We start from the raw sequence: 15123 nt of genomic DNA on the forward strand, positions 1-15123 counted from the left end.
TTATTTATTAATGAAGACGGTTTTTAGAGTATCGCGATAAATCACTTGGAATTGCAATCCTTCTGATAAAGCGGCAAGCGGAACATATAACGTGCTTGCTTTGCCAACGGTATGGATGAAAGCAGGCGGTGCATTTAGTGCTTTAACTGTACCGTTTTCACGGAAAGAGGATTGTCCTACCGTTATATCCACCGCTCGATCGGCAACTTTTATAGTTGCCGTCTGAGCAGCGGCATCCCATTTGGTGGTAGCGCCTAATACGTCTGCAATGCTCCGAAGCGGTACGAAAGTACGATTTTGAACAACCATTGGTTTATTTGCGCTAATCATTTCTTTTCCATTAACGACAATAGCAAGAGCAGCCTCACTATCTTTTGCTCTTGGCTTAACGATACGATAATCTCCCCAAATGGCCTTCGAAAAGGATTTCCCCATTGCAGCATAACCCGCCCTGCTAGGATGTATGTCCCCTTTTGCAATTGAAGTATAGCTAAGCTCATTATCTATGAAGGAAGATGAGACATTTGCGATTTTAACATTAAATCCTTCTTTCACAAGCCGTTCGATTATCTGATTTAAGCGTTCCCGCAGCTGCTTGATGCTATCCTTCAGAAACAACCGGTCAGCCTCAGGGTAAAGAGGGAAGATGAGCGATCCTACCTTTAATGGAGGAGGTATTGGCAGATATTGATCTGCAATAATGATTTGGGCATTTGGCTGCTGAGAAAGCAGCAATCTTAGAGCTGGCTCAAGCTCCGTCTCGTAAGTGTCCAAAGCCTTGTCCAGCACAGCTATCGTCTCGGCATGATCTGCACCCTTATTTAGCTTGTCGAGAACAGCATACAAGTCGTTTCCGCCTATTGTCATTACGATTAGATCAGCTTCACTTAAGGAAGAGCGGAGCTGCGATGTTTCAGCAAAAATATGCTCTGCGCGTGGATCTGGCAGTCCGCTCTGAATATCAGAGCTTTTTACGCTGGCACCGCTCACAACGGCATCAATCCATCGATTTAATCCTGATGTTCGGAGCCCTAGAACCCCATAATTGATGTACTCTGCACGAAGTCCATGGAATAGAGCTTGTTCGTATACATGCTCTACGAAGCCATATGGAATGGATTGTTCGGTAAAGCCATATTCGTAGCCGGCAGTTAATGAATCACCAACCGCGACGATGCTGTAAGTGTGATCATCTTTCTTTTTGTCAACTACAGAGGCAGCATGAGCAGTAGGAGCGTTATTCCCGGCAGTGCTTATACTTAGTGGAGAGAAAATACCGGTTGTAAGCACGATAGCGATCAATACTGACGATGCAGCGCGAAACGCCGCTTTCCTAAACTTGCTATACAATAAGTACACACTCCTCTGTTAAAATAAAAGGAAATAAAAACTGCAGGGTATGCTATGATGATACTCCGCAGAGAATCGAAGCTAACGCCTTCCAAAACCATGTTCGATAATTGAATTTGTAGTAAAATAGTGCAAACTATTATGAAAATATTAAATTGATTCCGCTTTGGCCTAATGATAAAATAACAGGATAATCGCTATGACGCGGTAAAGGCCGGGTGTGGTCAATTAAACGTTAACGCTCTATAAGAGACGTTTCCGTTTAGCTTAGGAATGTCAAGGAGCAGGCCGGTGTGCCTCGCTGACTACCATTCTATGATAAAACAAGCCAAAAATGAAGCGTAATGCGTATTCATCGGTGCTTAATTTCAACACGTTCACGCTTACCCAAAAATCTTCTCATAGAAAGGTTGCTCACAATGAAAGAACATATTTTGGGATTGCCGCCGAAGCAGGGGCTCTATGATCCGCAGTTTGAGAAAGACGCATGCGGCATGGGCTTTGTGGCCAACATCAAGGGAATCAAGTCACACAAGGTCATTCGCCAAGCGCTGATGCTGCTCGAGAATATGGAGCATCGCGGCGGTCAAGGCAGCGAACCGAATACGGGAGATGGAGCAGGTATTTTACTTCAAATTCCTCATACATTTTTTGCGGCTGAATTAAAGAAGCAAGAAATTGTACTTCCCGCCGAAGGACACTATGCCGTAGGTATGATTTTTATGCCGCAGGATGAAGAAGCTCGCCGTGCAATTGAGCGTGAAGTGGAAACGATCGTTCAAGAGGAGAACCAATCGGTTATCGGTTGGCGTACGGTTCCAACGGATGATAAGAAACTGGGTGAATCCGCATTAGCTGTTAAGCCTTATGTTCGTCAATTGTTTATCGGCATGAACGACAGCCTCAAGGACAATATGGCATTTGAACGCAAATTATATGTTATTCGTAAGCGCGCTGAGCTTGCGATTCGTTATGCCGGCAAAGAAGGCGGCAATATGTTTTACTTCTCTAGCCTATCCTCCAGAAAAATCGTTTATAAAGGAATGCTTACGACAGAGCAGGTGCGTTCGTTCTATACCGAGCTGAACGATGAATCCGTTGTTTCGGCAATGGCGCTTGTACATTCCCGTTTTAGTACGAATACATTCCCAAGCTGGGAACGCGCTCATCCTTTCCATTATATGATTCATAACGGAGAAATTAATACCCTTCGCGGCAATGTGAACTGGATGCATGCCCGTCAAACCTTGTTTGCCTCTGAATTGTTCGGTGATGATATCGAGAAAATCAAACCTGTTATTAACCCAGATGGATCGGATACAGCAATGTTCGACAACACGCTGGAGTTCCTATTCTTGTCCGGTCGTTCGATGGCACATGCCGCAATGATGATGGTGCCAGAGCCTTGGTCCAATCATGAGAGCATGAGCGACGAGCGCAAAGCATTTTATGAATACCACAGCACATTGATGGAGCCATGGGATGGCCCAGCTGCGCTTGGTTTTACTGACGGCGTAAAAATCGGTGCGGTGCTTGACCGCAATGGTCTTCGTCCAGCTCGTTATTACGTAACGAAGGACGATCATATTATTCTCGGCTCCGAGGCTGGAACTGTCGAGATTCCGCCAGAGGATATTTTGTACAAAGACCGCTTGCGTCCAGGACGCATGCTGCTTGTAGATACAGAGCAAGGCCGCATCATTTCTGATGAAGAAGTGAAAGCGGAAATCGAGACCGAGCATCCATATCGCGAATGGCTGAATGAGCATCTTGTTGATTTGGAAGATTTGCCGGAAGCTCCTGAGCTGCCAGAACCAAACCATGCTACTGTTCAAATGAGACAGCAAGCGTTCGGATACACATTTGAGGACATTCGCAAAGTGCTTGAGCCGATGGCTGGCAGCGGCATGGAGCCTATCGCTTCAATGGGTTATGATGCACCGCTGGCGGTGTTGTCAGAGCGTCCGCAGCGTTTGTACAATTACTTCAAGCAGTTGTTTGCACAAGTTACGAATCCGCCTATTGATGCGATTCGTGAGGAGATTATTACTGCGACAGGTACAACGATTGGTCCAGAACGCAATCTGCTTAATCCGGAGCCAGAGAGCTGCCGACACATCAAATTGGATACGCCTATTTTGTCTAATGAGCAATTCGCCAAGCTGCGCCATGTGCGCCGTCCTGGCTTCCGTTCCATTACACTCCCGATCTTCTTCCCTGCAAATGAAGGTGAGACGGGCTTGCGCGCTGCGCTTACACAAATGTGTGAAGCGGCTGATCGTGTTATTGCGAAGGGACATAATCTGCTTATTCTCTCCGATCGTGGCGTCGACAAGGAAAATGCTGCAATTCCAGCTTTGCTGGCAGTAGCGGCACTGCATCATCATCTTATTCGCCAAGGTACACGGACAAAGGTTGCTATTTTGCTGGAATCCGGTGAACCTCGTGAAGTGCATCACTATGCATTGCTGCTTGGTTACGGCGTAAGCGCAGTTAACCCTTATCTTGCATTTGAATCGCTTGACGACATGATTAAGCAAGGCATGCTTCGCGGCGTATCGCATGATAAAGCAGTGAAAAATTATATTAAAGCAGCCACTAAAGGCGTTATTAAAATATTGTCCAAAATGGGTATCTCGACTATTCAATCCTACCGTGGTGCTCAAATCTTTGAAGCGCTCGGTTTGAAAGAAGATGTGATCAACGAGTACTTCACATGGACACCGTCCCGCATCGGCGGCATCGGTCTAGATGTTATTGCCGAAGAGACGTTGAAGCACCATAACCGCGCATTCGCTGAGCAAGAAGGCGGAGAGAAAGAGCTTGACTCTGGCGGTGATTACCAGTGGCGTAAAGATGGCGAAGACCATTTGTTTACACCGCAAACGATTCATACGCTGCAAATGGCTTCTCGTGCGAATGACTACAAGCTATACAAAAAGTTCTCTGCGCTTGTACAGGGCGAGGACAAAAAACATCTTACACTTCGTTCTTTGCTCAAGTTTAAGGAAGGTCGTCAAGCCGTTCCTCTTGAGGAAGTTGAATCACTTGAATCCATCGTAAAACGCTTCAAAACAGGTGCGATGTCATTTGGTTCAATCAGTAAAGAAGCCCATGAGAGTCTGGCTATTGCGATGAACCGCCTAGGCGGCAAATCGAATACGGGCGAAGGTGGAGAAGATCCAGCACGCTTTATACCAGATGCGAATGGCGACTCCAGACGCAGCGCGATTAAACAAGTAGCATCGGGACGTTTTGGCGTAACGAGCAACTACTTGGTTAATGCAGATGAGATTCAAATTAAAATGGCTCAAGGCGCTAAGCCTGGTGAGGGCGGTCAACTGCCTGGCCTTAAAGTATATCCTTGGGTAGCCGAGGTTCGTGGTTCCACGCCTGGCGTAGGACTGATCTCGCCGCCGCCGCATCACGATATTTATTCTATTGAGGATTTGGCAGAGCTTGTTCATGACTTGAAAAATGCTAATCCACGCGCACGAATCAATGTAAAGCTGGTATCTGGTGTTGGCGTTGGTACGATTGCGACTGGCGTTGCGAAAGGCCGCGCAGATGTTATTATGGTCAGCGGTTATGATGGCGGAACTGGAGCTTCTCCAATGGGCTCGATTCGTCACGCAGGTTTGCCGTGGGAGCTTGGTCTTGCAGAAACACATCAAACGCTAATGCTAAACAAATTGCGTGACCGTGTTGTTCTTGAGACAGATGGCAAAATGATGAATGGCCGTGACGTTGCGATTGCTGTACTGCTTGGAGCAGAAGAATATGGCTTCTCGACGGCTCCGCTTATCGTGCTAGGCTGCATCATGATGCGTGTGTGCCAATTGGATACTTGTCCAGTAGGCGTTGCAACTCAAAATCCTGAGCTTCGCAAAAAATTTATGGGCGATCCTAGCCATGTTGTTAACTACCTGCGCTTCATTGCTGAAGAGCTGCGTGAGATAATGGCAGAGCTCGGTTTCCGTACCATTCAAGAAATGGTTGGACGCGTCGATATTTTGGAAACGAAGCAGCTGCTTGAGCATTACAAAGCAAAAGGTATTGATCTCTCTGGCTTGCTGTACGAAGCTGATCTACCACAGGATGCAGTTCGCTACAATGTTCAAGAGCAAAACCATGGTCTTGAATTGTCGCTTGATATGCAGCAGCTCGTTCCACTTGCAAAGGCTGCGATTGAGAATGGCGAGCGCGTGCGCGGAACATTCCCTATTTTGAACACGAACCGTGTTGTTGGTACGATTCTTGGTAGCGAAGTTACCCGTAAATACGGTGCAGCAGGTTTGCCGGAAGATACGATTTCTTACCATTTTGTCGGAACGGCTGGCCAAAGCTTTGGTGCATTCGTGCCAAAAGGAATCACATTGTCAATCGAAGGCGATTCGAATGACTATGTAGGAAAAGGGTTATCCGGCGGTAAAATCATTGTAGCACCGTCACCAAAGGCAACTTTTGTGGCTGAGGACAATGTTATTATCGGTAACACAGCGCTGTATGGTGCTACTAGCGGTCAAGCCTATATCCGCGGTGCAGCTGGCGAACGCTTCGCTGTTCGGAACAGCGGCGCAAATGTAGTTGTAGAAGGTGTCGGCGATCATGGCTGTGAGTATATGACAGGCGGACGCGTCGTTATTCTTGGCCTAACAGGTCGTAACTTTGCGGCAGGTATGTCTGGCGGAGTCGCGTATATCTACGATGAGAAAGGCGATTTCTACAATCATTGCAATCTGGAGATGGTATTGCTGGAGCGCCTAGAAGACTCTGTAGATGTTGCTGAACTTCGTGGTTTGATTGAATCACATGTTAAGTATACAGAGAGTGCGATTGGTAACCGTCTATTGAATGATTGGGAAGCATCGCTTTCGAAATTCGTTAAAGTTATTCCTAAGGACTACAAGCGTATGCTTGAACAGATCCGCAAGGTTGAAGATACAGGCTTAGTGGGCGAAGCGGCACTTCTTGCAGCGTTCGAAGCGAACAAGAAAGAGCTTGCACGCGCAGGCGGCAAGTAATTCAGACTTATTTTATAAATCGTATATACGAGTAAAGGGACTGTCCCTGAAGTAGCTTCATTACTTCAGACGACAGTCCCTTTTGTTTTTCGACAAAATGCCACCAAATTAGAAGAAAGCCGCGCCCATTAACCGACATATTCCATCCGCGGACTCGGGTATAATGATGTTAATATATCTATCATTATTAGTAATTTATATGTAGTTGGTCAGAGGTTAAGAGATAAAGTAGAGATGGATAGCGGAGAGGGAGCTTGGGACGCAGCCGTCACTGTACTTGAAATAGATTTCTTGCTAGATGAATAGGCATTAATAGAAATGGAGTCCAGTATTTGAGCTGTAACAAGGATTGTTATTGCTATTAGGTATGATGGAGGAATTAAGCATGGCGATGAATTCAAATGATGCCTCGCGCAACCACATTAGGCTACGCTTTACAGAGGGCGTTAAGGCAGAGCTGCGGCTAATTAGTAAAGATGGACAATTGTTGACGTCGTCTACGACTACAGTACTTCTACTTAATTTAAGCCAAAATGGTTTATGCTTCTTATCCGGCTTGCAATTACCGATTCAATCCAATTATCTTGTTGAATTTCGAATGACGATTTCGAATGTGCAGATTATGATTCGCGGTCGGATCGTTTGGAATTTGAAACAAGATAATCAATTCGCTCATGGCGTGTTATTTGAATGCTCGAATACACTTCGCTCTCTTATTATTGGTGTCATGAACCAAGAAATATTAGAAAGTCAGCCACAGCAGAAAAAAATTCATTATTTATACAGCAGATTATTGAATACAAAACGGCTGTATTACAGTAGTTAACGATCTGATAGGAAGTAGAATTCAATAACAACTTAGAAGGGGGACATGCCTTGAAAATTATTTTGTTATCAGGCGGATCTGGGAAGAGATTATGGCCTTTGTCGAATAGTAGTCGAGCAAAACAATATTTAACTGTACTGGAGAGTCCAAACGGCGGCATGGAATCAATGCTGCAGCGTATATGGCGCCAGTTGGAAGAGTCGGATTTGCAGGAGCATTCTCGCATTTCGACTTGCCGTGAGCAGGTGGAGATTTTACAAAGACAGGTTGGTGTAAAAGCACCGCTTATCATTGAGCCTGAGCAGCGTGACACGTTTCCTGCGATAGCGTTATCCGCTGCTTATTTGTATTCAATCGCGGGCGTATCTTTAAATGAAACGGTCATTGTCATACCAGTTGATGCTTATGTAAGCTGTGATTTTTTCTCATGTATAAGAGGACTTCCAAAGCTGATCAGAGAAAGCAAATCTGAGCTGCTTATGGTTGGGACTAAGCCAAGTTATCCGTCAGAGCAATATGGATATATCGTTCCAGAAGCCAATCGGCACAGCAATGATGATGACAGCTATGAACGTAGAGTACATTCATTCAAAGAGAAACCGTATGAGGCTGAAGCTAATCAATTAATAAAAGGCGGAGCGTTATGGAATAGCGGTATTTACGCTTTCAAGCTTGATTATATGATTACTTTGCTCATGAATCGCAGGCTGCCTATCCATTATGATGAACTATATAAACAGTATACGAAAATTCCTAAATCAAGTTTCGAAATTGAAGTATCGCAAAAAGAAACCTCTCGTTCAGTTATTTGCTACGACGGTGAGTGGAAAGATCTTGGCACATGGAAAACATTATCCGAGGAGCTGGCCTTTGAACGACTAGGCATGGGCGAAATATCGGATGACAGCGAGCAATCCCAGCTCATCAATGAGCTGGACATTCCTATCTCCATTATTGGGCTTACGAATGTGATTGTTGCGGCAAGTCCCGACGGCATTTTGGTTACTAGCAAAAATGCGAGTAATGAGCTCGATGCGAAGCTTAAGCTCATGAATGAGCGTCCAAAGTATGAGGAGCGCAGGTGGGGACATTCCAAAATTGTTGATTCCGTTGTCTTGTCATCAGGAACTCATTGTGTTACAAAGCGGGTTTTTGTTGCAGCTGGCCAAAATATAAGCTATCAAATGCATTTTAAGCGAAGAGAAGCGTGGACCATTATCTCAGGAGAGGGAGTGCTAATTCTGGATGATCTGTACCGTCATGTTGAGCCGGGCGATACCGTATCGATTCCGGAGAGAACGAGGCACAGCCTGCGGGCAATTACGGACGTTGAGCTAATTGAGGTTCAAACAGGCAAACAGATTAATGAGGATGACATTATAAGGCTTGGAACGACATGGGATGAAATCACTAGTCAATTAAATAGTGTATAATATGCTGTTAAAGCATGTTTGGGATGGATTGCAAATCGACGTTATGATAGAACTTCTGCCATTTAACGCTTAATGCCGTTTTTAATGTTGAGGTTGATACAATCATTACGAAAGAGAGAGGGAGCGATCTATCGAATGATATGTTCAAAGGACCGTTTTTATTGTGTTAGTTGCGGGGAGATGCTTTTAAGTCCTGAAGCAGATATTTTGTTTCGAACAGGATTTTTCCGAGTGGTACATCCAATGGGTTATTGCTTAACATGCAGCGTGGAGCAGGATAGGCTGGATGCTATAGTAGGATCGCCGGGTAAGACCAGTAACTATGACTATAAAATGTTCCTTCGTGCAGATGCGAAAGTTGCCGAACATGTTATACAGCCCTATCGCACAAATGATAATGAGAGCCTCTGCCCTACAGTTTAACTGTAGAGTAGAGGTGTATTTTTTTGTAAACTACCAATTGTTTCCTTAATCGTTTATAATGAATAGGATTTGGATTTTTGAAGGAGGAGCACAAATATGGATCAGCCTATTGTTAAATTAAAAAATGTAACCAAAAAAATCGGCGGCAGAACGATTATTGATCGCTTAACGCTTGATATCCCACTTGGGGAAGTATTTGGTTTCCTTGGTCCCAACGGCTCGGGTAAAACCACTACGATTCGAATGATGGTTGGCTTAATGTCGCTCACAGATGGTGAAATTACTATTGGAGGACATAGCATTACGAAGGAATACGAAAAGGCAATTCGCCATGTCGGAGCGATTGTTGAGAATCCTGAAATGTACAAATACTTGAGCGGCTATGATAATTTAATTCATTATGCACGAATGATTCCAGGCATCACAGAGCATCGTGTTCATGAGGTTGTTAAGCTTGTTGGTCTTGAAGGGCGAATTCGGGATAAGGTGAAAACCTATTCGCTCGGCATGCGGCAGCGGCTTGGCGTAGCACAGGCTATTTTGCATAAACCCCAACTGCTTATTTTGGATGAACCTACGAATGGCTTGGATCCGGCAGGGATAAGAGAGCTTCGTGATTATTTGCGCATGCTTTCCAAAGAAGAAGGTATTGCTGTATTTGTATCGAGCCACTTATTATCTGAAATGGAGCTTATGTGTGATCGTGTCGCGATCATTCAAAATGGCAAGCTCATAGACGTGCGAACCATTAAGGGTGAGCATGCAGCTAAAGTACATAACCGTGTTGTTATTGAAGTAGACAGTCAGCAGGCAGCGATGGATGTGCTGTTCACATCTGGCTTTTCCGCGGTGCTTGAAGGCAAAGATGCCATAGCGGTTGAGACGGATAAGGAAAACACAGCTGCCATTAATGCTTCTCTCGTTCATGCTGGAATCAAGGTTTATGGCATTCGCGTACAGGTTAAGACACTTGAAGATCAATTTTTAGAAGTGACAGGAGGGGAACGAATTGGGTAATTTTTTGCCGCTTATTCAAAATGAGAATATGAAAATTTACCGTCGTCCTCGCACATGGGTGATGACCGGTATATTGGTTTTGTTAGTTCTGGCGATTTCTATTTTATGGGTAATATTCGGCGGTAGAGATGCTTCGATGTGGGATGTTGCTTTTATGGAATCCTCCATTTTGTTTCTGCTCGTTACGATCTTTACTGTAGTCATCGCTGCTGGCGGCGTTGCTGAGGAATTTACGAGTGGCACCATCAAGCTTTTGCTTATCAGGCCTTGGTCACGCTCGAAAATATTGTTGTCTAAATATATTTCGATCATGATATTCGCTCTTTTGCTTGCTATTGTACTGTTTGCTACGACGATATTCGTGAACTGGATTTGCTTCGGCATTAATGCGTCGCCGGATATAAAGCCAACCTTCGTTGGAGATGAAGGAACGAATCCATTTTCGTATATGCTTAAGTATTATGGCTTAACGTTAATTTCGCTTGTTGTTACCGTAACGCTTGCGTTCATGCTCTCTACTGTATTCCGCAGCAGCGGTTTAGCAATTGGTATGGCATTGTTTCTTCTTCTAGGCGTGAACAGCTTTATTGGTTTAATTGCGATGCTCGATTACAATTGGATCGATTATCTATTGTTTATTCATTTGAATCTAACGCAATACTTGGATGGAAATCCGATGAGAGAGGGCATGACCTTAGGCTTTTCGCTTGTGGTGCTCGGTGTTTATTATGCTCTTTTCATCGCCATTACATGGTATACCTTTAAGAAACGCGATGTTGCAGCTTAGATTTTAGATGAATTAAAAAAGCCGTTTCTATACATGCTGCTTCTTCGGAAGACATGCACATGTAGAACGGCTTTTTTGCTGTATTATCCTGCTTGGCGAGATTTATCTTTGGATTCTTTAATTACTGCTTCTTTACCGATGATGTGTGGTGGATCGGATTCTACTGGCACACGATTTTTGCTGTCAGCTGCTTGCTCCATGTAGCAGTTGCCATTCAGCTTGCCGCCATCTTGAATGATAAGTGTTTGGGTTGTAATTGCCCCCGTTAACGTGCCGGAGGAAGTAATGATTAGCCTCCCCTTGGTGACGATATCTCCGAACACCTTTCCTGCAATGGTAATATCACGCGCCGTAATATTCGAGCGAGCAAGACCGCATTCTCCAATGATGACGTCAGCTTTGCATTCGATATCGCCTCGGTGCTCCCCCTCAATGCGAAGACTTGCTTCACAAATTAGCCGGCCCTCGCTTATCGTGCCTTGGCCAATTAATGTATCAGTGGCTGCCAGACGCTTATGGTCCTTGAACATAAACATTAATCCTCCTTTATTAATGACAAAAATGGTAAAGGGTTAACAGGCTCGTTTTTCTGCATAATTTGGAAATGCAAATGCGGACCAGTGCTTCTGCCGCTCGATCCGAGCAAACCAATCTTTTCGCCTCGAACGACGGTGTCGCCTTCTTTCGCTTCGATTTCCTTTAAGTGCATATAGGCGCTTTGCAGGCCTCCGAGATGATCAATGATAATATACTTGCCCAGTGAGTTATTGAAGCCAGTGTCCGATACAGTGCCGTCTGCTGCGCTAAATATGGGATCTCCTAGCTTGCCAGTGATGTCTAGTCCAGCGTGGAAAGCCGTTCGTCCAGTAAAAGGATCTCTTCGATAACCAAATCCAGAGGTCAGCATTTTGGAGCGTGTCGGCCAGCCGGAAGGATAAGCATCAACGGAGACTCGCGTCGCTTGTGCGAGCTGCAGCGTCAACGTTAATGAATCCTCCATCGTCTCGACCATCCGTTGCAAATCGGCGAGATGAAGTCCTGTTTCCTGTGCGAGCAAAACAAACTGTTTGCTTTGCTTCGAATCGTTAAAGCTCCGATTTCCTGTTGAGGAAGTATCGGAAAGAATTTTTACAGTTGTCTCACTTTTGTCTATTGGCGTCAGATAGGTAGAGGTCTCAAGTTTGCTGCCATAGTTTGCGATAAATTGCTTCAGCTTTAGTTCGAGCTGCTGCAGATCATCGATTTTCTCTTTCATTTCATTTGCTTGCTCTGACAATCCGATTATTTCTTGCTGCAGCGAGACAATAGCTTCGTTTTTATCGGAAACGGTTTGGGCAAATAGTTCGTCTTGTTGTGACATCTGTTCTTCCAATTGGTTCATTTCATAGGCCGACTTTATTTGAAGCCCCGCAATACAGCCCGTAACCGCTATTACTACCGCTGTTGGAGCGGCAAAGACCGATCGCTTTGAAACGTGAAACTGTTTAACGGTTTTGTCAGCGCCGCGCAGCACGACAAAAGACCATTTTGGCTTCTGGACTCGTTTCAATAGACTTCTCCTTCCTACTTAAGATTGGCTATAAACGATCAGAACGTTCTATTGCTATTTATTCTTAAACGAAGTAAAACATGCCATAAAACTTGCGTGAAACATACAAGAAACTTGCGTGAAACTTGTATGAAACGAGAAAGACTGCCCGTCGCACATGAATTGTGCAAGCGGGCAGTCTTTGTAATACGAGATCATTACAACACTTTATTGTGCCGAAGCAAGCTCTATTTGGGCAACTGCTTCCTCAATACCTGGTGTCATTGCAAATGTACGTCCTTGCTGCTGCTCGGCTGGAAGTGAAGCTAGCTGACCGATTCTTCTTTTAACTTCGTTAGAGAGATCGACAACCTGCTGAGCATATTGATTTGCTTTAGCTTCATCCTTTTCTGTAAGTGCAGTTTGATTTGCTTTGGCGTATGAGGTTATCGCAGCTTCATATAGATTGATATCCCAAGGGAATTTTTTGACGCCTTCATTAATCGTTGCTAGGGACTCTTCAAAAAGCCCTTTTTCTTGCAGAAAACGATATTCCGACATTAGAAGGCTTCGATTATAAGGATCATATTTTCTGCCTTCTTTTACAGTACTAAGAGCTTGATCAAGGAATGTAGCGGTGTTCGTTTGCTTATAAGCCTGCTCCAGCCAGTCAGCTTTCGTAAGCTTATAATAAGGCTGTGTTGGTGAAGACTTAATGGCACGATCAAGTATAGGCAGAAGTTGTTCTAAAGAAGTTTGCTGCCCAACTGCCAAATCGATAGCTTTATTATAGTTACTAGTTGCGTTAGTTTCTCGAATCGCAATGACTAGAAGGAATATAGACAATAACGCCATAACCGCTGGATATGCGATTTTTGGCCAAGATTTATTAAGCTTACCATTCATACGTTCGATTATTAGCTTGTGGCTATATGGAGCAAGCATACAACCGAGAGAAATAAAGACGAGAGAGATAATATAAATATAGCTCATATCAAAATCGATCACACTGTGGACTAGCAGCGCCAAAGAAAAAATGAAAAAGACAAAATGGCTGCCTCTAAGCTCGGGATAACGAATAAAGGATCGGATGTATAAAAAATATACAAACGCGAGCAGTCCGACGACTGCTAATAGACCAAGCCAACCGCTCTCCACAAGAACTTGTACAAAGAAGCTATGTGCTTGTCTGCTCCAATAAGGGTTATTCTGATATTGCTCAAACATGGCTTGCCAAGCGCCGCCACCGCCTCCAAGCAGTGGGTAATCCTCAGCTACACGAAGACCGTCTTTGTAAAAGGTTAAACGTTCCAAAACGCTGTGCTGTTGGAGGTTAATATTTTCAAAGCGTGCAGCAATTTTGTCAGGAAGCAGGCCGCGAATAGCACTGCTGCCAAGAAGGCTGATCGCTGCTACAGCAGTAAGTACGATAGTAATGACAGGCACAGCCGCAAAAGACCATTTGTACGAAGAAAGCTTGGTAAGCTTCGTTTCTAGGAAATTAGCAGCTTTGGCATGGTAAAGCATAATAAGGCCAGTAACAATGAGTAGGCCGAGCACAAGTAATCCCCAGCCCTGCATAGGCAGTGAGCTGAACAAGGAAATTGTACTTGGCGCTTTCGTTTCAGTAGGTTGAACTAGTGTAGCTATTTTATCAGCAATCGTTGTTAGTTTTCCAAGGACAGCCATGGAAACCACTACAGATACGCCCATAAACACGATGTATGTAATTTGCTTCGTTAAGCGTAAGAAAGGCAGCACAATAAGCAGCATAACTGGAATAATAACAATTGCACCGCGTGAATATGTGAGCATGAATGAAATCCAAATCGGTACAAGCATGGCAGCATGAATGATTCTTGCAGATGGACGCACGCAGTGAACTGCATAATACAAACTAACTAGAAATAAAGCGACTAGGAAGCCGGCGTATGAGTTTGRGTATTGGAATACCGACGAAAGGCGGTAGCCGTCATGTGCAAGCCATAGCGCATCCTTATAATAGAGTTGACCAAAAAGGTTGAGTAAACCAAATAGAACAATTAAATAAGAAGAGAGCATAACCGCGTATTCAATCGTTTTGCGGGTTAGCTTATTTTCTGCAAAATACAGAGCGCCTATGAATAAAGCAGCAAGTAGGAAAAATACGAGAGTCATAAACTTCGCATAATAGGTTGAAACCGCCTGTAATGATGACAACCAATAAATGAAGGGAAGCAGCATGACGGCAATCGACAAAATTCCGCGATAACTGTTCATCTGTGAGTTGCGATACACATAAAATGCAGTAAAGGCAAGCATCACGTAACCGAAGATGAGTGCTCCATAAATAGGGCCTTCAAAGCTTAATTCGTAGCCGTTAAACAATGCTCTCTCATAGGGGAAGATGACTAGAAATAGAGCGATTCCAATTGCCCCAATCCACCTCAAAAGCGCAAAATCAGCATTTAAAGTGTTCGTATTCCTTTTTGATTTGTTCCGTGCACTCATTCGTATGTACTCCTCATCCATCGTTATGTAGATATGAAACATTTAGCTTTATTTGTATTTTAACAAATGGGGGAGTAGATTACTATATTAGGACAAGCGATTTGTATGTAGTTTACAAATTTGTAGAATATGAGGTTTTGTCGAAATAGAGAGGGAATCGGAAAAATTCTACAATTTATTCGGTCAGGGGCCCAGATTAAGGTATGATTATAGGTGGAATTTTGGTAAGATAACGAAGGTGGAGT

Annotated in this window: 10 protein-coding genes; 6 read left to right on the top strand and 4 right to left on the bottom strand. The window is 44.2% G+C overall.

Annotation, left to right across the window (positions count from 1 at the left end; all coding sequences use genetic code 11):
• Positions 1-1350, bottom strand: a complete 1350-nt coding sequence (locus AB4Z50_RS04690) for a stalk domain-containing protein (protein WP_441876294.1) — start codon at positions 1348-1350, stop codon at positions 1-3.
• A 419-nt stretch (positions 1351-1769) separates the two neighbouring features.
• Here AB4Z50_RS04690 and gltB point away from each other — a divergent pair, with 419 nt between their 5' ends.
• From gltB to AB4Z50_RS04720, 6 genes are all read left to right on the top strand, one after another.
• Complete coding sequence (gene gltB, locus AB4Z50_RS04695) at positions 1770-6374, top strand: glutamate synthase large subunit (protein WP_441876297.1); 4605 nt, start codon at positions 1770-1772, stop codon at positions 6372-6374.
• Between the two features lie 385 nt (positions 6375-6759).
• Positions 6760-7200, top strand: a complete 441-nt coding sequence (locus AB4Z50_RS04700) for a PilZ domain-containing protein (protein ID WP_441876300.1) — start codon at positions 6760-6762, stop codon at positions 7198-7200.
• 50 nt (positions 7201-7250) lie between these two features.
• Positions 7251-8633: a sugar phosphate nucleotidyltransferase gene (locus tag AB4Z50_RS04705; protein ID WP_441876303.1), complete on the top strand. Its 1383-nt coding sequence runs from the start codon at positions 7251-7253 to the stop codon at positions 8631-8633.
• Between the two features lie 207 nt (positions 8634-8840).
• A complete protein-coding gene (locus tag AB4Z50_RS04710; protein ID WP_441876306.1) occupies positions 8841-9056 on the top strand; it encodes a hypothetical protein in 216 nt (71 codons plus the stop codon).
• Between the two features lie 96 nt (positions 9057-9152).
• Positions 9153-10073 carry an ABC transporter ATP-binding protein gene (locus tag AB4Z50_RS04715; RefSeq protein ID WP_441876309.1) on the top strand — a complete coding sequence of 307 codons (921 nt, stop codon included), beginning with the start codon at positions 9153-9155 and terminating at the stop codon, positions 10071-10073.
• Complete coding sequence (locus AB4Z50_RS04720; RefSeq protein ID WP_076268918.1) at positions 10066-10860, top strand: ABC transporter permease; 795 nt, start codon at positions 10066-10068, stop codon at positions 10858-10860. The genes AB4Z50_RS04715 and AB4Z50_RS04720 overlap by 8 nt, the downstream gene beginning before the upstream one ends.
• A gap of 83 nt (positions 10861-10943) precedes the next feature.
• On the opposite strand, the gene AB4Z50_RS04725 is transcribed toward AB4Z50_RS04720, so the two are convergent.
• The 3 genes from AB4Z50_RS04725 to AB4Z50_RS04735 form a co-directional block, all read right to left on the bottom strand.
• The gene (locus tag AB4Z50_RS04725; RefSeq protein WP_441876313.1) at positions 10944-11390 is read right to left on the bottom strand and encodes a bactofilin family protein; all 447 of its coding nucleotides are present in this window, start codon (positions 11388-11390) and stop codon (positions 10944-10946) included.
• 5 nt (positions 11391-11395) lie between these two features.
• Positions 11396-12409, bottom strand: a complete 1014-nt coding sequence (locus AB4Z50_RS04730) for a peptidoglycan DD-metalloendopeptidase family protein (RefSeq protein ID WP_441876316.1) — start codon at positions 12407-12409, stop codon at positions 11396-11398.
• A gap of 207 nt (positions 12410-12616) precedes the next feature.
• Entirely contained in the window at positions 12617-14878 is a 2262-nt protein-coding gene (locus AB4Z50_RS04735) for an O-antigen ligase family protein (protein WP_441876318.1), read from the bottom strand.
• Positions 14879-15123 lie beyond the last annotated feature (245 nt).

The sequence above is a fragment of the Paenibacillus sp. 2TAB26 genome (assembly GCF_052115145.1).
Taxonomy (GTDB): Bacteria; Bacillota; Bacilli; order Paenibacillales; family Paenibacillaceae; genus Pristimantibacillus.

What these genes read in the sequence shown, in the direction of transcription:
- gltB (WP_441876297.1), top strand. Translation starts at nt 1,770, where the DNA reads ATGAAAGAACATATTTTGGGATTGCCGCCGAAGCAGGGGCTCTATGAT.
- AB4Z50_RS04700 (WP_441876300.1), top strand. Translation starts at nt 6,760, where the DNA reads ATGGCGATGAATTCAAATGATGCCTCGCGCAACCACATTAGGCTACGC.
- AB4Z50_RS04715 (WP_441876309.1), top strand. Translation starts at nt 9,153, where the DNA reads ATGGATCAGCCTATTGTTAAATTAAAAAATGTAACCAAAAAAATCGGC.
- AB4Z50_RS04725 (WP_441876313.1), bottom strand. Translation starts at nt 11,390, where the DNA reads ATGTTCAAGGACCATAAGCGTCTGGCAGCCACTGATACATTAATTGGC.